This window comes from Hoyosella altamirensis, from assembly GCF_014191505.1.
In the GTDB taxonomy this organism is placed as follows: Bacteria; Actinomycetota; Actinomycetes; order Mycobacteriales; family Mycobacteriaceae; genus Hoyosella; species Hoyosella altamirensis.
In genome coordinates this window covers 1,552,601-1,572,063 of record NZ_JACHWS010000001.1, presented here as the reverse complement: position 1 = coordinate 1,572,063, position 19,463 = coordinate 1,552,601, and the positions used below count along the sequence as shown (strand labels likewise).

The window sequence follows — 19,463 nt, the reverse complement described above, 5'->3', positions numbered from 1 at the left end:
GTTCTTATGTTGTTTGAAGCTGCAGGAAGTGCCGCGCTGAGAATAGGAGGCGTCCTTGAGAATCGAGTCGACGAACGAGATCCGAAACTGGTTGCGGATCTCGTGGCGGAGGTCCCGGGAAGCACTAGGTGACAATGACTCGCCGACCGCTGCTTTCGTGGAAGAGCGAGTCACAGACTCGGTGCTCCTTCGTGCGGCTCGCCCGGTACTCGCAGCGATGTCCGCAGAAATTGAGAACGAACCCGTTTCGCTGATACTCACCGACAACGAGGGCGCTGTTCTCAGCCGGGATGGGGGCGACAGTGGCTTGCTGAAGGCACTCGATCGTGTTCATCTGGCTCCCGGCTTTGTCTACGCGGAGTCAGCAGTGGGCACCAATGGCATCGGCACCGCACTTGAAGTCGGCGCTCCGATCCTGATCGACGGATCCGAGCACTACGCGGGGCCGCTGCAATCGTTCTCGTGTGCGGGTGCGCTCATCACACACCCCACTTCGGGCGCGCTATTGGGCGTGATCGACCTGACAACCGAGGCGAGACACGCCAACTCGCTGCTGCTGCCGTTCGCGAAGCTAGCGGCGCACCGGATACGTGAGCGCATTCTCGACGATGCCAGTGAGCGGGAACGTGCTTTGCTGCACAGCTACCATGCGGCTTGCCGTCGTTCGGGGCGCCCAGTCATCGCGATCGGGGAAGACGTCCTGATGGTGAATGCGTTGGCCCAGGAGCAGTTCGATTCGCGGGACCAGGCTGTCATCATCGAGCGGACGCGTGACACCAGCGGCCGGGCCCAACCCGCAACCTTGCTTGCCGACCTGCCGAGTGGGGTCACAGCACGACTGTCATATGAACCGGCGATCGTAAACGACCGAGTGGCTGGTGGGGTTATTCGTATTAAGGAGACCGTCCGACGCTCCCGTGGTCCGCGAATCGCGAAGGACCCGGATCCTCCATCGATCGCGAGGATGAGTGCGTTGTGGCGCCACACGTTCCGTGATGTAGCGGAATCGTGCAGGCGGCGAGAGTGGCTCGTCCTGGATGGGGAACCGGGAACGGGCAAAGCGGCACTGGCGCGAGCCGCACATGAGCATGTGACGCGTGGCCGTGCCCTCGTTGTGCTCGACGCCGCGCGACTCGGTGGCAAAGTGCTCGCTCAAGCCGACGCGGAATTGGAGGGCGGTTCGGATCTGCTGATCCGGCACGCTGACTCCCTTAGTGACGCCGACCTCGACGCGCTTGCCCATCTGCTTCAGCCCGTACGTGAAGGTTCGCATGCAGCGGAATCCTGGATTGCGCTTACCGTGCGTCCCGGTGATGTCTGCAGTGCGTTCGCTAGCTTTCGGCTCTTCCCGAAGACCGTAACCGTGCCGCCGCTGCGCCACCGTGCTGAGGATATTCCTCAGCTCAGCCGTGACCTGTTGCGCTCGATCGGCGCGGACGACGTTGTCCTCTCAGCTGCGTCCCTTAACCAGCTGGCTCGTTTGCGGTGGCCGGGAAACACTGCGCAGCTACGGAGCGTCCTCGAGGAACTGCACCGGCACCACCGCCGCGGCCTGATCGAGCCGCACCAACTGCCGCCCGAGTGCAAAGCAACAACGCGCCGGACGCTCAGCAAAATTGAGACACTGGAACGAGACGCTATCGTCGATGCGCTCACTCTCCACGAAGGCGACAAGGCCGGTGCTGCGACGGCGCTGGGCATCTCCAGGGCAACGGTATACAGGAAGATTCGGGAGTTCGGTATCAGGATCTAGTTAGGTGGGCGTCAGAGCAGCGGAACGACGTTCTCCCCGAGCATCACCAGCCCGAGCGCAACCATCGCGAAACCAGAGACTCGGGGTACTGCTCTCATAACACGTGGCCGGGTCAGCGCCACAGCGCGCGCACCCGCGCCCACTGCTGAGTAGAACGCACCGCACGTCACGATGTACAACGCTCCGAGGAGCGCTATCTGCACCGGGATCGGCCAGGCACCGCTGGGGTCGGTGAACTGGGGGAGAAGCGCCAGGAAGAGGATGAGGGCCTTCGGGTTGAGGCTGCTCACGCCAGCGCCGCGCAGCGACCTTGCCCACCACGGGACGGCTTCCGCTGCATTTTCAAGTTCTAGGCCCGGACTTCCGGGGTCCTTCACAAGCGAACTGCCCAGGTACAGCAAGTATGCGGCACCGATAACCGTGAGCACGGTAAGGATTGCTGGTGTTCCCGCGACCAGTGCGCCCACCCCAGCAGCGACAACGCCGGTGAGAAGGACGTACCCCGCCATGAGTCCGCCAACCGCGGGATAGACCGTTCTGTCACGGACGCCAGCGGCGATGGTGAACGCCCAGTCTGGTCCAGGGAGGGCGATCAGCAGTACCGCAATCACCCAAAATCCCACCACCTGAGTCGGGCTCATCAGCAGATCCTTCCGCAGTATTCGAGGTTCTAGCAAAACCTATGCCGAAATACGCCAAATAGGTTCCTAAGATTGATCACGCGCCCGGTGTCAGGTGGAAGAATTATCGCCATGGACGCGGTCGATCGAAATATTCTTGCTGAGCTGCAGATGAATGGGCGAATCAGTATCACTGAGCTCGCTTCGAGGGTGCGGCTGACGGTATCGCCTACGCACCGCCGTTTGCGTGAACTCGAGGAGTCCGGTGTTATCCGGGGCTACCGGGCAGCGCTCGACCCAGAGGCGCTGGGGCTTAAATTCGAGGCGCTGCTGTTCATCACCATGCGCGAAGCGAATCACGAGACGCTCGTGCGGTTCGAGGAAGCCGCCGCGGCGATACCAAACGTGCTCGAGGCGCAGAGACTCTTCGGTGAGCCGGACTATCTGGTGCGGGTAGTAAGTGAGGACCTGGCGGCTTACCAGCGTCTTTACGACGAGCAACTCACTCGGCTACCTGGGGTTCAGCGCGTGGCGTCGACACTGGTGATGAAGCACGTGGTGCGCGAACGTCCGTTGCCACTGTAAGAACCACGGGATAGATGGAATAACTTTCAACTACTCCCGGTTGGAGTAGATGCAAACGCATTGAAATTATCGTGGGAGGCTCTGATGCAGTTCGGAATATTCTCGGTCAGCGACATCACCCGTAATCCGGTAAGCGGCACGACCCCGAGTGAGGCCGAACGCATCGACGCTGTCGTCCGGATTGCGCAGAAGGCCGAGGAAGTGGGACTGGACGTCTTCGCGATCGGTGAGCATCACAATCCGCCGTTCTTCTCATCCTCACCAACGACACTGCTCGCACACATCGCTGCCCTCACGCAACGACTCATCGTGACGACTGCGACAACGCTGATCACCACCAACGACCCGGTGAAGATCGCAGAGGACTACGCGATGCTGCAGCACCTCTCGAAGGGGCGGATGGATTTGATGCTTGGCCGTGGCAACACTGCGCCGGTTTATCCGTGGTTCGGCCAGGACATCCGTCAGGGCCTGCAGCTCGCACTGGAGAACTACAACCTGCTGCACCGGTTGTGGCGCGAAGATGTCGTCGACTGGGAAGGTAACTTCCGTGCACCCTTGCAGGGATTCACGTCGACGCCGCGTCCGCTCGATGATGTACCGCCGTTCGTGTGGCACGGCTCGATCCGTACCCCAGAGATTGCGGAGCAGGCTGCCTATTACGGCAATGGGTTCTTCGCGAACCACATCTTCTGGCCGACCTCACATTCGAAGCGGCTGATCGACTTCTACAGGCAGCGCTTCGAACATTATGGCCACGGGACCGCAAAGCAGGCCATCGTTGGACTCGGCGGCCAGGCCTTCATCGCGAAGAAGTCGCAGGACGCGTGGAAGGAGTTCCGCCCCTACTTCAATGAGGCCCCCGTTTATGGTCATGGGCCCACAATGGAGGAGTTCGCCGAGATGACACCGCTCTCCGTGGGAAGTCCTCAGGAAGTCATCGACAAGACACTGACGTTCCACGACGAGATCGGCGACTACCAGCGGCAGCTTTTCTTGATTGACCATGCTGGCTTGCCACTGAACGTCGTCCTCGATCAGCTCGAGTTGCTCGGCGGGGAAGTCGTACCCGTCCTCCGCAAGGAACTTGCGGCCCGGCGCGATCCTGAATCAGCTGATGCACCAACGCATTCCAGACGCGTGACGGCTAAGTACGGGGACCGGCCTGCCCGGCAGCCTCGCCCGAACGCGAACCGGGGCGACAATCTCACGGGAACTTCCCCCTACCAGGACAGCCGAGACATTAAGGCTGGCAGTTAATGTCGACCGCAAGCAGAAGCGCCAACCACGCGTGGGAGGCGCTTCTGACGGCACATGCGACTCTGATGAAACGCTTTGCGGCGGAGGACGTGTGGCGGGGGCTCACCATGCGTGAGTATGACGTCCTGTACGCCCTAGCCAAGTGCAGCGATCCGCAGCGGCTCGCTGAATTGAATGACCACGTCTTACTCAGCCAGCCAGCGTTGTCACGAATGGTCGAGCGTCTGGTGGAAAGAGGGCTAATTGAACGAACACGAGATCCCTTCGACGGCAGGGGAGTCCGGCTCGCACTCACTGATGAAGGGCGGAAAGTTCAGCACCAGGTGGGTGGACGGCACGCCGTGAGTGTGGCACGGGCACTCAGAAATGCGCTAACAGACGATGAAATGCAGGAACTCCAAAAACTCTGCGCAAAGCTCGCGGCATACGGAAAGGACGCAGAATGAACAGCACGCCCTATCGGCTCGTCGTCGTCAGCGGCGGCACCAGCGACCCATCGTCGACGCGCTTACTCGCTGACCGGATAGCGGCGCGCGTCGAGACTCTGACCCGCGAACGAAACGGCTCGATCACCCTCACCGTCATCGACCTCCGCGAACTTGCCACCGAGATCACCACAGCGCTGGTCTCGCAATTGATGGGCGCCAAGATGACCAAGGCGGTAGAGGCACTCGCTGCTGCAGACGGGATTATCGCCGCAGCACCGGTGTACAAAGCAGCACCGAGCGGCCTGTTCAGCTCCTTCTTCCATGTCCTGGACAACGACCTGCTCATCGCCAAACCGGTGGTGCTCGCAGCCACCGCCGGAACCGCGCGGCACGCGCTCGTGGTCGACGAACAGATGCGCAGCCTATTCGCCTATCTGCGCACTATGACCGTTCCGACATCGCTGTTCGCGTCGTCGGAGGACTGGAGCGACAGCGAGCTGAATAAACGTATTGATCGTGCTGCGAGGGAACTTGTGCTTATCATGGAGAGCGGCTTCGCGTCCAAAGTCCGCGACGAGTCGTGGGGGAGTTATCAGCACGAGTTCGGCAGCGCAGGAGGATCAGAGACGTCAATTGATGTCGATACCGACCTGATGCGGCTCGCCGCCGGTGGTGGAGTGGTCAATGGCACTCCGCGAGCTCGGGCCCGAGCAGCAGACTTGTAAGGGTTTCAACGAAGAACCGCGTGCAGTGATCTCGCGACCACCCGCGGCCGCTGGCCATGCTGTGGAACACCTCGGCGCTGAAGAGAACTACCAGGATGTCGGTCGCCTCGGCCTCCGTCATGCCGTCCCGCAGCCCACCCGGTTTGTGAGCGATCCGCTCTACGATCTCCCGGTAGGTCGCGATTCTGCGCTGCTCCGCGATCTGGACGACTGCCTCGGCGTCCGGATCCCCAGTCCCGCCGTGCATCGCAGTGACCAGCGGGCCCATGCGTTCGAGGATGCTGACGCCGTTGCTGATGTAGACGAATAGTGCCGTGCGGGAGTCAGGCGCAGCATCAAAGTCTGGCCACCAGTCGTTCCAGGTCAGCAGGTCGGTGATTTCGATGGGCTCAGGTGGAGGCTTCACCCATAATTCGAAGCCGACAACGGCGGCACCGATGGCCTCTCCGAGGAGCTCCGCCTTTGTATGAAACGTGTAGTAGAGCGTCTGGACCGCGATGCCAGCCTCAGCCGCGATCGCAGCCATAGATGTGCCAAGGTAGCCGTTCGCGCAGAACAGTTGGTAGGCAGCGGCAACCATCCTGCGGCGGGTCGCGCGGGCGCGCTCAGCTCGTACACCTGGCGGCATAGCTTGCAACTTTCACTAGGGTCACCCACTAGTGTAGTGCTACACTAAAAATTATTCGCCTTCCTTCGGAGGCTCCTCATGAACATCAGTGTGGAAAAGGTGCCCGCACAAGGCAGGGCAGGCACCACCCTCGCATCGAGGCTCCGCATCTTTGGCCTCACTTGTTTCGTCGCAGCTTTGCTCGGAGCAGCGTCCGGCATCTACCTGGCCGTAGCCGCGCAGACGCCAGCGGTGTCGGAAGACATGTGGAGCTACCCGCAGTCACCGGGCGCTTTCGCGGTAACCCAGGTTTGGTTCGCCATCCAGCATCTTGGGCTTCTCCTCGGGTTGCTGGGCCTGTTGTGGTCAGGCGCGACAGGAGCGTCTAGAACCGGGCGCTGGGGTTGTTACGCCGCGCTGGCGGGAATGGCCGGACTCACCGTAGCCGAGATCGCAGCCGTGACCGCCCGCTTCGACACCATGACCACAACACTTGTTGCGGGACTTGGCGCGGTCTACGGAGTGACGTCGATCGTTATCGGTGCCGGACTTGTCGCAGCGGGCGTCGCCGTGCGAAAGGCGCGCATATGGGGCGGTTGGCGGAGTTGGGTGCCCCTTGCCGCCGGAGTCTGGGTGTTCGCTCCGATGATGCCGGCGCTGGCGATGTCATTCGTTGGGGCCCGGCTCGCCATCACAGGATGGATGCTGCTCTTTGCTGCGCTCGGCTGGACACTGCTGCACCCCAATAAGCCACACATGCGGAATCGAGGTAGATCATGATCGACGTTGAGGACAGCACAGTGATCGAGCGGCCGGTGGGCGACGTCTTCTCGTTCATAGCCGATCAAACCAACGGTCCGCGCTGGCAGGACGGCCTCGACGAGGTTATGCGCATTACCGACGGTCCAATCGGCGTAGGTACTAGGCACCGCGCGGTGCGTCGGTTCCTCGGCCGCCGACTGGGAATCGACAACGAGTACACCAGCTTCGAACCTGACCGCGAGGTTACGTTCACAGGCGGATCCGCCTCGATGACATTCGAATTCACCTACCGCACGGCGCCCTCTGGCTCCGGCACCCGGGTGAGCGGTCACATGCGGATGAACCAGTCAGGGCTCCTCGCGGCGATTGACCGAATCACTGCGTGGCAACTGAAGCGAGAGATGAAGAAGAACTTCGCGGACCTCAAGCGGCTGATGGAGGACGGGCGGCCGGAGGAGTGAAGATCCTCTTCGCTACCCTCCCCGCACAGGGCCATTTCAATCCGCTCACGGGCGTGGCACTCCATCTGCTCGCGAGCGGTCACGACGTCCGCTGGTACGCCGGGCCGGTCTATCAGCCGAAAGTTGATGCCCTGGGTATACCCTCGCTCCCGTACCGCTGGGCCACCGAGATCACAGGGGACAACCTCAACGACCTGTATCCCGAACGCGGACACCTGAAAGGGCCTAAACGAATTTCCTTCGATGCCGAGAAATTCTTCGTCGCGAATGTGAGAAACCATTACCGTGACATCGCCGCAATCCGGGACGACTTTCCGTTCGAGGTCGCGTTCTGTGACGCAGCCCTGTACGCGGCGAAGCTCGTCGCGGAAAAGCTTGAGGTACCGGTGTTCTCCTTCGCTGTGGCGCCCGCGCCTTACGTCGGCGTTGCGGGTTTGCCTCCGCCGTTCTTCGGATTACAGCCTGCGAGGACGATAGCTGGGCGACTGCGGGAGCGTGTTGCGCGCACCCTGGGCAACAGCACGATGAAACGGGCCGTGCTGCGTTATAACGAGGTGCTCGAAGAGGAAGGACTTCCCGCGATACCTCGCGACGGCTTGCTCCGCGTGCCCCTTCAGTGCGCGGAACGAGTGTTTCTCGTGGGCTCGCCAGGGCTTGAGTACCCCCAGTTGCAGTTGCCCAGCAACGCCGAGTTCATAGGCCCGCTCAAGCCAGCTAAACGCGACCCCGCGTTTAGCTCACCAGTCCCGGACGAAGTTCTCGACCCTAAGTCGACCGTCGTCGTCGTCTCCCAGGGAACCGTCGACAATGACGACCCCGGCAAGCTAATTATCCCCACACTGACGGCGCTAGCTGGCGGTCCAGAAGTGATCGTGGCGACCACAGGTGGGAAGAACGCTCAGGAGCTGCGCACCCGCTTCACAAGCCCGAATGTTGTGATCACAGATTTCATCGACTACGACGACTTGTTCCCGCATGCGGATGCATTCGTCACCAATGGTGGTTTCGGCAGCGTGCTAGCTGGACTACGCCACGGCATCCCAGTAGTTTGCGCCGGCACCCGTGAGGGAAAAAACGATGACAACGCTCGCATCGGATATCACCGGCTCGGTGTGGACTTGCGCACCGAGCGACCGAGTGCCAGGCAAATCCGCGCGGCCCTGCAGAAAGTACTTGCGGACAAGCAGATTAGCGGGAATGTCGCGCGGATCCGCACCGAACTTGAAGCGTACAGACCGTACGAGATCATCGATAAGCGGCTGGCTGAGCTAGCGGCGCGCGCCTAAACCCTGCTGGAGGGCTCCGCCTCCTCAAACACCTCAGGCAATCCGAGCGAGCCGAAAACGTCGTCGCTGAACGCCGTGATGTCCGCAACCATTCCGTCGGCAACTCGAAGGACATCAATGGCGAAGGAACGATGTGCGGAATCGCCAGGTTTGCGCAGATACATTGCGACGGCGGGCTGCCCGTTTGCTGTTGTGGCGATACAACGCCAGTCGTCCAGCCCGGGAGCGCCGAGACCGCCTTCGACCCAGGCGTTGACACACTCTTCGCGGCCGATCCAGACACCGGGCTGAGGTGGCATGGCGAAGCGAACGTCGTCGCGAAGTAATGCCGCCAGTTTCTCCATGTCGAGGTGCTCGTGTGCCGCCATGTACTTGTCGACAAGTGCACGCTCATCTGCGGTCAGGGTCTGGACTGAAGCGGCACGCCAGTCCAGGCGGCCATCGGGAAGCTGCTCTCGCATGCTTGCCCGGGCACGCTGAAGGGCGCTGTTCGCTGAGGCGACGCTCAGATCAAGCGAGTCCGCCGCCTGGCGTGCGGGCCAGCCGAGGATGTCACGCAGGATGAGCACGGCGCGCTGCCGAGGAGGCAAATGCTGGACGGCGACGATGAAGGCGAGCTCGATGGTTTCACGCGCCACCGTTGATTCTTGGGGATCATCGGGCAGCATGTGCGTGGGATAAGGCCGTAAATACCGGACTTCAGTACCTGCTTCCGGCAACTCGGCAGGTACGGGGGTGCGGTCTCTGCGTTTCTCCAGAAAATCGAGACAGCAGTTGGTTGCGATGCGGTACAGCCAGGTGCGCAGCGACGCTCTGCCCTGAAACGTTTCGCGCCGGTTCCACGCACGCAGGAACGTTTCCTGGGTCATGTCTTGTGCGTCTTCATACGAGGCCAGCATCCGGTAACAGTGCACCTGCAGCTGGCGGCGATACTGCTCTGTGAGTAGCGCGAACTGCGTAGTGTCCTCTGATTGAGCGGCTGCCATGAATTGCGCCTCGGCTACGCCAATCGGGCCTGGTTCGCTGCGTGTGTTCGTCGTTTCCACGTTCGTCATCTCCTTTGTACGACAGTAGTTGGCTGTCTTATATGGAGACGTCTTCTTTGCGAAAACCTCATCGGTGTCACCTGTGGGCCCGCGATCCCTCAGAGTTGTCCTTGTCGACCCTAGCCAGCTGTTTCGTACCGCGGACGCCCGGCTGGCCGATAGGTCTGGATCGTCACACCTGACGGGGTGGTCTGGGAGACCAGGAGGCTAAGTGCAATATCCGGGCCGCTGGTCGGAAATAGTCGAGCGCCCTGGCCGACGATCACGGGGAAAATCAGCACGTTGATTTCGTCGATAAAGCCATTGGCGAGCAGCCACTGGATTAGTTTACCGCTGCCGTGAACCTGCAGTTCTCGCCCGGTCTCCGCCTTGAGTGCGCGGATGCGGGCGGCGAGGTCGCCGATGAGGACGGCCGTACCGCTCCATTGAGGTTCGGTGAGCGTGGTCGAAGCGACGTACTTCGGACGGCTGTTCAAAGCGGTCGCGATGGGGTTGGTGTCCGCCATTTTTCCCCAGTAGCTGCCAAAGAGTTCATACGTTCGCCGCCCGAACAAAAATGCATCCGCGCGCTGATAGACGTCGACGATGAACGCACCCCCCTCGTCATCAAAGTACGGGGTGATCCATCCGCCGCGCTCGAATCCGCCGCTTCGATCTTCATCGGGGCCGCCGCACCCCTGCATTACCCCGTCAAGCGAGAGGTGCCGAAATCCTTCCACCGCTGCTGGTGCAGTGACTGAGCCCGCGTAGCTTTCAGTTAGCAGCCCGGCTGATCGTGCGACACATTGAAAAGCGACACCCCGGTAGGTTTGTAGTAGATGGAGGTGCCCTGTGAAAGCAATCAAGACAGCAGGATTAGGTTTAGGAACGCGCCTGGTCGTTGGCGAAAGTGCACCACCGAAACCCGGACCGAATGATGTTCTGGTTGACGTGAAGGCAGCCTCGGTGAACCCGAAGGACTGGAAGCTCAACCGAACTGCGGCAATCCTAGCTACACCAATCTTGACGAAGAGGCTGCCGCCGCTGTTCGGCGATGACCTCGCGGGTGAAGTACGCGCCACCGGCGCCAACGTCACAGACTTCAAGGTTGGCGACAAGGTGTACGGCATGGACATGCGTCCGCGCACTGCGTCGCTGGCGGAGCAAGCCGTGATCGACGAGGGCTGTATAGCTCACATGCCGAAGGGTCTCGATTTTGCCGAAGCGGCTTCTTTACCGCTCGCTGCGTTGACCGCTTTGCAAGGGTTGCGCATCGGACAAGCGATGCCGGGCAGCGAAGTTCTGATCATCGGTGCTTCCGGTGGCGTTGGCACTCTCGCCGTGCAGATCGCCAAGGCGCTCGGCTGCCACGTCACTGGCGTATGCAGCGGACGCAACCGGTCGCGCGTGACCGATTTAGGTGCCGATGCCGTGATCGACTACACCGCAGGTGATTTCCGGCGCGACTCGGGTCCCTTCGATCTGGTATTCGACGTCACGTCCTACGAGACACCAAAATCATGTGCCGCGATCCTGAAACCGAAAGGATATTTCGTTTCGACCGGCGGCAATGTTCGATCCGTCATTGCGATAAGAACAAGTCTCAGCCCTCGTGAGCGAGGCGTGATAGTCCGCCCGCTCCGGCGTGACCTCGAAACACTCAACGAGATGATCGAGTCAGGCGAACTCAAGCCGATCATCGACAGTCGTTTTCCATTCGCAGAAACCCAAGAAGCCTACAACCGCAGCCGCTCTGGTCGAGCCCAGGGCAAAATTGTGATCATGGTTGGGGATGTGTCGGGCGACGGCGGGGAGCGCTAGGCGCTGAACGTCACGGTCGTGCACCTCGCCCCCAAGTGACCGGTGGCGGCGCAGCGTTGTAGGCTTAGCTGAGTCACCGAGGTGCGGCATGGAGTGGTTCGGAGAGTCCGGATACTGGCTGAGCCGCTGGATGTTCCAGCGCGGGCTCGGTCTCGTGTACCTCGTTGCGTTCCTCGTCGCAGCGAACCAGTTTCGCGCACTGATCGGTTCCCGGGGGCTGACGCCCATACCGCGGTACTTGGAGCAGCGTAGCTGGCGGCAGTCACCAAGTATCTTCCACATCTACTATTCGGACCGCTTCTTCGCCCTCGTCGCCTGGTGCGGTGCGGTGCTCGCGGGCGCTGCAATGTTCGGTATCGGCGATCTGCTCCCGCTCTGGGCTTCCATGGCCATGTGGGCGCTCCTGTGGATCCTGTACCTGTCGATCGTGAACGTGGGGCAGGCGTGGTACGGATTCGGCTGGGAGTCATTGCTTCTCGAAGTAGGCTTCCTCGCGATATTCATCGGAGCGGGACCTGCGGAACCGCCCGTATTGGTGCTGTTCCTACTGCGCTGGGTCCTTTTCCGCCTCGAGTTCGGTGCGGGGATGATCAAAATGCATGGCGACCACTGTTGGCGAGACTTCACGTGTCTGTATTACCACCACGAAACACAGCCCATGCCTAACGCGCTGAGCTGGCATTTTCACCATCTCCCGAAGCCGCTCCACAGGCTAGAAGTAGCTGGCAACCATTTCGCCCAGCTCGTGGTCCCATTCTTTCTGTTCGCGCCGCAGCCAGTTGCTTCGCTCGCAGCGGTGATCATTGTCGTGACCCAGACCTGGCTGGTGGTGAGCGGCAACTTCGCGTGGCTCAATATCTTGACGATCGTGCTTGCGCTGTCGGTGATCGATGGCGCGTGGTGGTCGAAGGTGATACCACTTAATGCGCCTGTGGCAGAGCCGGTTCCCAAGTGGCACGCCATCGCAGCAATCGCATTGACAGCGCTCGTAATTGCGCTGAGTTTCCGGCCCGCTCGGAATCTCTTCTCGCGGCAACAATTGATGAACTACAGCTTCGACAAGCTCCATCTTGTAAACACGTACGGAGCATTCGGCCGGGTGACGCGCACACGGTACGAAGTGATCCTCGAAGGTACCGAAGCGGATCAGCCGACAGACGACGCCGAATGGCGAGAATATGATTTTAAAGGCAAACCCGGCGACCCTTATCGGAGGCCACGGCAGTTTGCGCCCTACCATTTGCGCCTCGACTGGTTGATGTGGTTCGCAGCGATCTCGCCGAGATACGCGCAAACGTGGTTGCCACGTCTCGCGCGTAAGCTCGTCGAGAATGATCCCGCAACACTGAAGCTGCTCAGGCATAATCCGTTTGCGGAGACTCCTCCCAGGTGGGTGCGGGCACGGATGTACGTCTATAGATTCACAACTCGGGCGGAGCGAGAGCGGACCGGCGCGTGGTGGCACCGGGAGTTCGTGAGTGACTACATGGCTCCGGTTGGTCGAGGATGATGCGGCGTATCCGGCGCAGGCATGTTCACAGATTGGCGGCCAGCACTGCGGCGAGGCCATCTTGCATGTCCTTGACGAAGAACTGGGGAACCTCCAGTGACGGGAAATGCCCCCCGGTTTCAGGCTCCCTCCATCGAACGATTCGTCGGTACCGCTCCTGTGCCCAGGGGCGCGGACACTTTTCGATGTCACGGGGGTACATGGTGATTGCTGAGGGCACATCGACACGAAGTTCAGGGTCGAGCGAATTCACACCGCCGTGGCTTTCGCGGTAGATACGGGCCGCCGATGCGCCGGTCCGCGTCAGCCAATACAGGGTGACGTCGTCGAGAACTCTGTCTTTTGAGATCGTCTCGAACGGGCTGTCTTCGGTGTCTGTCCATTCAGCGAACTTGTCGAGGATCCAGGCGAGAAGCCCGACTGGTGAGTCGACGAGGGAGTAGCCGATGGTCTGCGGCCGGGTCGCTTGCTGCTTTGCGTACGCCGCGCGGTGGCGCCAGAAATCGCGGGTTTCCTCGGTCCACTTGCGTTCGACGGTGGTCAGCCCGTCCGTCGTCAGCCCGGGCGGTGCCTGCGCCAGTGTCGTGTGAATGCCAAGGACATGCGCGGGGAACCTGCCTCCGAGAACGGTGGTGATCACACCTCCCCAGTCGCCGCCGTGAGCTGCGAACCGGCGGTAGCCGAGCCTTCCCATCAGTTCCACCCACGCGGCCGCTATCTTTCCGACCCCCCAGCCTGTGGTGGCCGGCTTGTCGCTGTAACCGAAGCCGGGTAGCGATGGCACCACAACGTGGAACGCTGGGGCGTTTGGGTCCTTCGGATCTGCTAGCTCGTCTACGACATCGATGAACTCAACAACGCTGCCTGGCCAGCCGTGCGTCAAGATAAGAGGAGTGGCATCTCTGCGCGCGGATCGGCGGTGCAGGAAGTGGATTCCCACATCGTCAATGGTCGTGCGGAACTGGCCGATACCGTTAAGGCGCGCTTCGAATGACCGCCAGTTGTACCCGGTGCGCCAGTAGTTCACTAGCTCGACGAGGTCTGCGAGGGGAACGCCCTGCTCCCATCGGCGGGGGGTGGTCGCGGCGGGATAGACCGTTTCAGCTTCCGGTAACCGCGCCGCGGCCAGTCGCGCGCGCAGATCGTTGAGGTCAGCGTCAGTTGCGTGGGCTTCGAATGCTTGCACCTCGTTGGCTAGACGATGTGTGGGCATGAGACCTCCTGGTCGTTGAGGAACCGGCTTGTCCCCGCCACCGGCAAGACGGTTCTAGCACGTTCGGAATCGGTCGCGCGATAAACCAAGGAGTGTTCAACACGTGACGCTAGTATGTCTTCTGTCATACTAGCTACTATTGGAATGCCTGACTGAACGCGGCCACTGTTCAGAACACTGTCGAGGAGCACTATGAACCCCAAGGCTTTAACGACTAAAAACTCGGCATGTGTGCTCTGTGAGTGCAACTGCGGTATCACGCTGGACATCGATGGTGGCAGGATCGCGAAGATCCGCGGTGATAAGTCGCACCCCGCGTCCGCGGGGTACACCTGCGAGAAGGCGATGCGCCTCGACCTGTACCAGAACGGTCCGCACCGCATAAGCGGCCCTATGAAACGCCAGGCGGACGGCACATACGCGGAAATTGACTGGGACACTGCTCTCGACGAAATTACCGCCAAGCTGACTGGCATCAGGCACCAGTACGGTGGGGAAACCATCTTCTTCTACGGCGGTGGCGGGCAAGGGAACCATCTAGGCTCCGCAAACGCGGTCGCGCTGCGGGCAGCGCTGGGCAGCAAGTTCTACTCGAACGCTCTCGCCCAAGAAAAAACCGGCGAGATGTGGGTTGACGGCAAGCTGTACGGAGGCCACACCAAAGGCGATTTTGAGAACGCCGAGGTACTTGTGTTCATCGGCAAGAACCCGTGGCAGTCACATAGCTTCCCCCGCGCCCGGCCGCTTCTGAAAGCTGTTGCGAAAGACCCTGAGAAATCGATGGTCGTGGTAGATCCACGAGTGAGCGAAACCGCGGCTCTCGCCGACCATCATTTGCAAGTAAAGCCCGGTCGCGATGCCTGGTTAATCGCAGCCATGGTGGCCGTCCTTGTGCAGGAGAAGCTCGTCGACCAACAGTTCATCGCCGATCATACGACGGGGTTTGAGCAGGTCCGAACCGTGTTCACGAATATTGACATTCCCGGCTTCGCCGCGATCTGTGGTGTGCCTGAAGAGAAGATTCGGTCGGCGGCACGTCGGATCGGAACCGCACGCAGTGTGTGCGTCTACGAAGACCTGGGCACCCAGCAGGCACCCAACAGCACTCTGGTCTCCTACATGAACAAAATGCCCTGGATCCTCACCGGCAATTTCGGAAGGCCAGGGACAATGTTCCTGCACTCGAGTTTCGTACCTCTCGCCGGGGGAGGTGCAGGAGGCGCGACGAAGAAGACTCCGACACCGTTACAGCGCGTACAGAAACGCGCCGTCAACAAGGCGATTCAGGCGGGTGCCGCAGCCGCCGCAACTCTGTTCCCTGCCGCAGCACGCACTCCGGGGCTCAGAAGCGTGGTCGAGCCTAGTGCGCGGGCGCTTGTCGAGACGCTGGCACCGCTTCTTGGGGGACCACCTCAAGTCAGCAATTCGGGGGGCGGAGCGCGGCGCACACCCGTGACCGGTGCGCGGATCATTGGGGGCCTCATTCCGTGTAACTCGATCGCCGAGGAGATCCTGACCGACCACCCTAAGAGGTTCCGGGCCATGTGGCTCGATAGCACCAACCCCGCCCATTCACTTCCGGACTCGAAACGGTTCCGGGCAGCAATGCGTGCGCTGGACCTGACTGTCGTCGTTGATGTGGCGTTCACCGAAACGGCACGCAACGCAGACTACGTTTTACCGGCCGCCAGCCAGTTTGAGAAGCCAGAGGCGACATTCTTCAATTTCGAGTTTCCGCACAACGTCTTCCACCTGCGTAAGCCGGTATTTGAGCCGCTACCGGGGACGATGGCTGAACCCGAGATTTATGCCCGGATTCTGCGGCGCATGAACGCTGTTGATGAAGCGACACTCACCAAGCTTCGGACAGCAGCACACACTGGTCGTGACACCTTTGGTGCCACGTTTATGGCGCTCAGCGTGGCCCAGCCACAGATCGCCAATCTCGCGCCGTACATCCTGTATGAAACGTTCGGTGAAACACTGCCCGAGCGCATGCGGGGCGCCGCAGTACTGTGGGGCGCGGCCCAGATGTGTGCGGCGGCGAACCCTGACGCCGTCGCCCGCGCAGGGTTCACTGGTTCGGGACTCGCACCCGGGAACGCGCTGTTCGATAAGATTTTCGACTCCGACACGGGCGTGGTGTTCACCTCGGACACGTGGGACACAGTCTGGAACTACGTTTCCCGGAAAGACCGGCGGTTCACGATTGTTATCGACGATCTGCTTGAGGAAGTGAACAACCTCGCCACCGCACGGTCCTCGTGGACCACTGACGAGTATCCGCTCGTGCTCGCCGCGGGGGAGCGGCGGTCGTTTACAGCAAACACGATCATCCGGAACCCTGAATGGCGTCGCCGTGATCGTGACGGAGCACTGCGCGTGAACGCTGATGACGTTGCCATGCTCGGAATCTCAGATGGTGACCGTGCGCGCCTGGTTACCAGTGGTGGGTCCGCCGAGGTTCTTATCGAGGTCAGCGACATGATGCAGCGAGGTAACATCGCCCTGCCCAACGGCCTCGGTGTCGATTTCCCTGACGGGGAAGGCACTGTAAGCGCGGGTGTCGCGCCGAACGAGCTCACAACAGCCGAATTACGCGACGCGTTCGCTGGAACCCCTTGGCACAAATATGTTCCCGCCCGGCTGGAAGCAATCTGACAGGAAATCTATGACTTACATCATTGCTGAGCCTTGTGTCGATGTCATGGACAGGGCATGTATCGAGGAATGTCCCGTGGATTGCATCTATGAGGGTGGACGCATGCTGTACATCCATCCCGACGAATGCGTGGACTGCGGCGCGTGCGAACCGGTTTGTCCCGTCGAGGCGATCTTTTATGAAGACGACACACCCGACGAGTGGTGCGACTACATCGGAGCCAACGCAGACTTCTTCGACAAGCTTGGTTCGCCAGGCGGAGCATCGAAGGTTGGCAAGACAGGCTATGACTCACCATTCATCGCGGCGTTTCCCGTGAGCACCAAATAGCACGTTAAGAACGGCCTTTTAGGTACCAGTCGGTCCCAGACAGATGCCCTCTAAACGTCACGTGACGGTTAGAGGCGTGGGTGCTCAGTTGCCGGATAACCGAGCATGAAGGCCGACTGGCGCGCACCACATTAGTCACCGCGCAACGCGACGAGAGTTGTCGCGTGAGCCAGTGAAGCACTAAGCGGCCGTGTGCCGTCGGCCTCCAAATCTGCGCAGATGCCGTGCCGTCTATGAGACGAGTGATTGTGCGGACGAGTATTTACGCGACGGATTGAGTGGCTGAACGGGTCTTCTGCGTTTAGCCGATAATCTACATTATGTAAAGTAAACAACTGCATATTGCATCTGATGCAACACAGCTGCCAGGCCCGGACTTTTGTAACCGCTCTCGCCGAAGTTGAGTGCAGATGCGGGCACGCCTTCAGGACTCCCGGCGCCGACAGCGTTAGGCCGATTTCTCAGGAAGTACGACGAGATCGAAAGCCTCGGCCGAGGTTTCCCTCACCGCCGTCTTGTTGGCTTCCATCCAACGATCGATATGTCCCATCGTTGTGGGCAGGGCCGCGCCGGAAAGGACCATATGGTCGGAACCAGGGATCACAACGTAGGTCGCGTTGGCGTACTTCTTAGCCGTCGCACGGCCAATCGCCGGCACGACAACGCGGTCAAGCTCACCCGAAACAACCAAGACAGGCCCGGTGACCGCATCAAAGTTCACTCGAGCGGCCTTCGCAGGACCGCGCGCGAACGACCGCGACAATCGTGCTCGCATTAATACGTGGATTGCACCTCGACCTAGCTGCGACGGACGAAACCGAGCGGGTTAACGCCGCATTTGAACACGCCATCAGCCTCCTCATTGTCGGCCTGAGGGGGGCGACGTAGCCGACTGCATCTGCCCACGCGACTCCCCCTCTTCATCTGCTGACACGTTTCTCGAAAAGCGTCGTCATCAACTGAATACGACCGGATCGAACATGCAGCGGTACCGGTAACCGAGTGCAAACGCCGTCCCCGCCGGTCGTGTCGATGTTCGAAGTCGAGTGCACAAATGTCCGTACTCGTGTGCACGCACGCGGGTGACCGCGAGCGGCAGCGACAATCGTCGACGCTGTAGCCAGTCGGATGCTCATGGCGCCGACGACAGCGATGTGATGGACGCCTTGACTGCATCTGCCGTAAGCAGGGCCCCGACTATTGCGCCGCGTAGCCGGGTGGTCCTAGTCATGCCGCCATGTAGAACTGAATGCGATAACAGCGCATCGGCCTGGCGGAGATCGCCGCCTCCCCGATCGACTGGGAAGTCACTGTCGAAGCCGAGCTCGAGGTCGCGATCGCGCCGGCCAAGCGCAAGTAACTCCCGCCCCACTCGTCGCCGAAATGCTCGGCTACAGCTACGGCGTCACTGAAACGCACGCTGCGCCGGCAAGCAGGACCTTCCGAGATTGCGCCCAGGTTTATGTGCCGGTTTGGCCGTGCGCTCCGATTGGGCAGGTGGGTGCGGGGACTGCGGTGGCGGCTTGGCGGGCGATCTCGGCGGTGATGGCGGGCTGGCGGCGCAGGGCGAGGGTCTTCGAGATCTGTCTCAGCGGCGTCGGGAGTATCTTGTTCACGGTGCGAACTCCGACGGCGAATATCTCCAAGCGACGCTGATCGCTGGCGGTCCAGTTCCTCCCGAGGCGCTCACGCATGACCGGATTCAGGGTTCCGACAGTGACCAGTTCCATCACCGCACCGATGGTGTTGCCGATTGGGCGCCACAGGAATGCGGGAAGCGGCAGCGGCGGTGGATAGTCCCCGAGGTGGCCGAGCAGATCCAGTACTTCGTGGGCGGCGGGGTGGTCTTCGAGGCGTTCATTGACCATGGTCTCGAACCATGCGCGGTAGGCGGGCACATCGGAGGGCATGGCACGGTCCGGAATTCCGACCAGCGCGCACATCCGGCGGATATCGGCGTAGACGTCATCAAGTTGCTGCGGAGTGAGAGGATCGCCGAACAGTTCGGCGGTCTTCTCGATTGCTTCGAACCCGGTGGCCAGAGTCAGGAACATCGCTTCGGGATCCCAGGCGTGGTAACGGCGCCCGAGGTGGTCGACCCCGCCGATGCGTTTGTGCGCCGCTCGCAGGTCCCGGCCGTATTCAACGGACTTCGAACCGTAGAACGCGAGTGCCACAGTGGGATACCACGAGCGGTCCAGCCGGCGAAACGGATCAGTCTTGTAGATCGAATGATCCTCGACCCCAGCCCCGATGACCGGGTGAGCCGCTTGCAGGACCAAGGCGTTGACCGACAACAGCAGCAATCGCCAGTCGCCAATCGCTTTGACCGTGATTGAGCCCGGCGAAACTGTCTCGAACCGGTCCGATTCCCCCTGTGAGAGTGAGAGGTCACGTACGGCGGTCATGGTCGCT

At 61.0% G+C, this 19,463-nt stretch carries 19 protein-coding genes; 12 read left to right on the top strand and 7 right to left on the bottom strand.

Annotation, left to right across the window (positions count from 1 at the left end; translation table 11 throughout):
• The first annotated feature begins 55 nt into the window (after positions 1–55).
• A complete protein-coding gene (locus FHU29_RS07690) occupies positions 56–1,753 on the top strand; it encodes a sigma-54-dependent Fis family transcriptional regulator (protein ID WP_221194692.1) in 1,698 nt (565 codons plus the stop codon).
• Positions 1,754–1,764: 11 nt separating this feature from the next.
• Here FHU29_RS07690 and FHU29_RS07685 read toward each other — a convergent pair whose 3' ends face one another.
• Positions 1,765–2,394, bottom strand: a complete 630-nt coding sequence (locus FHU29_RS07685; RefSeq protein WP_064439009.1) for a LysE family translocator — start codon at positions 2,392–2,394, stop codon at positions 1,765–1,767.
• Between the two features lie 111 nt (positions 2,395–2,505).
• Here FHU29_RS07685 and FHU29_RS07680 point away from each other — a divergent pair, with 111 nt between their 5' ends.
• The 4 genes from FHU29_RS07680 to FHU29_RS07665 all read left to right on the top strand — a co-directional run bounded on the left by FHU29_RS07680 (position 2,506) and on the right by FHU29_RS07665 (position 5,371).
• Positions 2,506–2,958: an Lrp/AsnC family transcriptional regulator gene (locus FHU29_RS07680; RefSeq protein WP_064439010.1), complete on the top strand. Its 453-nt coding sequence runs from the start codon at positions 2,506–2,508 to the stop codon at positions 2,956–2,958.
• Positions 2,959–3,042: 84 nt separating this feature from the next.
• The gene (locus FHU29_RS07675; protein ID WP_064439011.1) at positions 3,043–4,218 is read left to right on the top strand and encodes an LLM class flavin-dependent oxidoreductase; all 1,176 of its coding nucleotides are present in this window, start codon (positions 3,043–3,045) and stop codon (positions 4,216–4,218) included.
• Positions 4,218–4,664, top strand: a complete 447-nt coding sequence (locus FHU29_RS07670; protein WP_064439012.1) for a MarR family winged helix-turn-helix transcriptional regulator — start codon at positions 4,218–4,220, stop codon at positions 4,662–4,664. The genes FHU29_RS07675 and FHU29_RS07670 overlap by 1 nt, the downstream gene beginning before the upstream one ends.
• Entirely contained in the window at positions 4,661–5,371 is a 711-nt protein-coding gene (locus FHU29_RS07665; protein ID WP_064439013.1) for a CE1759 family FMN reductase, read from the top strand. The genes FHU29_RS07670 and FHU29_RS07665 overlap by 4 nt, the downstream gene beginning before the upstream one ends.
• Here the strand turns inward: FHU29_RS07665 and FHU29_RS07660 are convergent.
• Positions 5,328–5,999, bottom strand: a complete 672-nt coding sequence (locus tag FHU29_RS07660; protein WP_064439014.1) for a TetR family transcriptional regulator — start codon at positions 5,997–5,999, stop codon at positions 5,328–5,330. The two genes, FHU29_RS07665 and FHU29_RS07660, sit on opposite strands and share 44 nt — an antisense overlap.
• 78 nt (positions 6,000–6,077) lie before the next feature.
• Here FHU29_RS07660 and FHU29_RS07655 point away from each other — a divergent pair, with 78 nt between their 5' ends.
• From FHU29_RS07655 to FHU29_RS07645, 3 genes are read left to right on the top strand one after another with little or no spacing between them, the layout of a single operon-like run.
• The gene (locus FHU29_RS07655; protein WP_064439015.1) at positions 6,078–6,758 is read left to right on the top strand and encodes a hypothetical protein; all 681 of its coding nucleotides are present in this window, start codon (positions 6,078–6,080) and stop codon (positions 6,756–6,758) included.
• The gene (locus FHU29_RS07650) at positions 6,755–7,201 is read left to right on the top strand and encodes an SRPBCC family protein (protein ID WP_064439016.1); all 447 of its coding nucleotides are present in this window, start codon (positions 6,755–6,757) and stop codon (positions 7,199–7,201) included. Before FHU29_RS07655 ends, FHU29_RS07650 begins: the two co-directional genes overlap by 4 nt.
• Complete coding sequence (locus FHU29_RS07645) at positions 7,198–8,487, top strand: glycosyltransferase (RefSeq protein ID WP_064439017.1); 1,290 nt, start codon at positions 7,198–7,200, stop codon at positions 8,485–8,487. Before FHU29_RS07650 ends, FHU29_RS07645 begins: the two co-directional genes overlap by 4 nt.
• Here the strand turns inward: FHU29_RS07645 and FHU29_RS07640 are convergent.
• Together FHU29_RS07640 and FHU29_RS07635 are read right to left on the bottom strand one after the other, a co-directional pair.
• The gene (locus tag FHU29_RS07640) at positions 8,484–9,542 is read right to left on the bottom strand and encodes an RNA polymerase subunit sigma-70 (protein WP_064439018.1); all 1,059 of its coding nucleotides are present in this window, start codon (positions 9,540–9,542) and stop codon (positions 8,484–8,486) included. The two genes, FHU29_RS07645 and FHU29_RS07640, sit on opposite strands and share 4 nt — an antisense overlap.
• A gap of 110 nt (positions 9,543–9,652) precedes the next feature.
• On the bottom strand, positions 9,653–10,378 hold the full coding sequence (locus tag FHU29_RS07635) for a dihydrofolate reductase family protein (RefSeq protein WP_083962152.1): 726 nt from the start codon (positions 10,376–10,378) through the stop codon (positions 9,653–9,655).
• On the opposite strand from FHU29_RS07635, the gene FHU29_RS07630 reads away from it, so the two are divergent.
• Positions 10,365–11,333 (top strand): NAD(P)-dependent alcohol dehydrogenase, encoded by a 969-nt coding sequence (locus FHU29_RS07630; RefSeq protein ID WP_064439020.1) that lies wholly within the window; start codon positions 10,365–10,367, stop codon positions 11,331–11,333. The two genes, FHU29_RS07635 and FHU29_RS07630, sit on opposite strands and share 14 nt — an antisense overlap.
• 88 nt (positions 11,334–11,421) lie before the next feature.
• Positions 11,422–12,843, top strand: coding sequence for a lipase maturation factor family protein (locus FHU29_RS07625; protein ID WP_064439021.1), 1,422 nt, complete (start codon positions 11,422–11,424; stop codon positions 12,841–12,843).
• A 25-nt stretch (positions 12,844–12,868) separates the two neighbouring features.
• Here the strand turns inward: FHU29_RS07625 and FHU29_RS07620 are convergent, their stop codons facing one another.
• Entirely contained in the window at positions 12,869–14,056 is a 1,188-nt protein-coding gene (locus FHU29_RS07620; protein ID WP_064439022.1) for an epoxide hydrolase family protein, read from the bottom strand.
• Between the two features lie 192 nt (positions 14,057–14,248).
• On the opposite strand from FHU29_RS07620, the gene FHU29_RS07615 reads away from it, so the two are divergent.
• Both FHU29_RS07615 and fdxA read left to right on the top strand, forming a co-directional pair.
• A complete protein-coding gene (locus FHU29_RS07615; RefSeq protein WP_064439023.1) occupies positions 14,249–16,717 on the top strand; it encodes a molybdopterin-dependent oxidoreductase in 2,469 nt (822 codons plus the stop codon).
• A gap of 10 nt (positions 16,718–16,727) precedes the next feature.
• Complete coding sequence (gene fdxA, locus FHU29_RS07610) at positions 16,728–17,048, top strand: ferredoxin (protein ID WP_064439024.1); 321 nt, start codon at positions 16,728–16,730, stop codon at positions 17,046–17,048.
• A gap of 448 nt (positions 17,049–17,496) precedes the next feature.
• On the opposite strand, the gene FHU29_RS07605 is transcribed toward fdxA, so the two are convergent.
• Both FHU29_RS07605 and FHU29_RS07600 read right to left on the bottom strand, forming a co-directional pair.
• Entirely contained in the window at positions 17,497–17,823 is a 327-nt protein-coding gene (locus FHU29_RS07605) for an alpha/beta fold hydrolase (protein WP_064439025.1), read from the bottom strand.
• Between the two features lie 685 nt (positions 17,824–18,508).
• Positions 18,509–19,456 (bottom strand): oxygenase MpaB family protein, encoded by a 948-nt coding sequence (locus tag FHU29_RS07600; RefSeq protein ID WP_064439027.1) that lies wholly within the window; start codon positions 19,454–19,456, stop codon positions 18,509–18,511.
• Between the last annotated feature and the right edge of the window lie 7 nt (positions 19,457–19,463).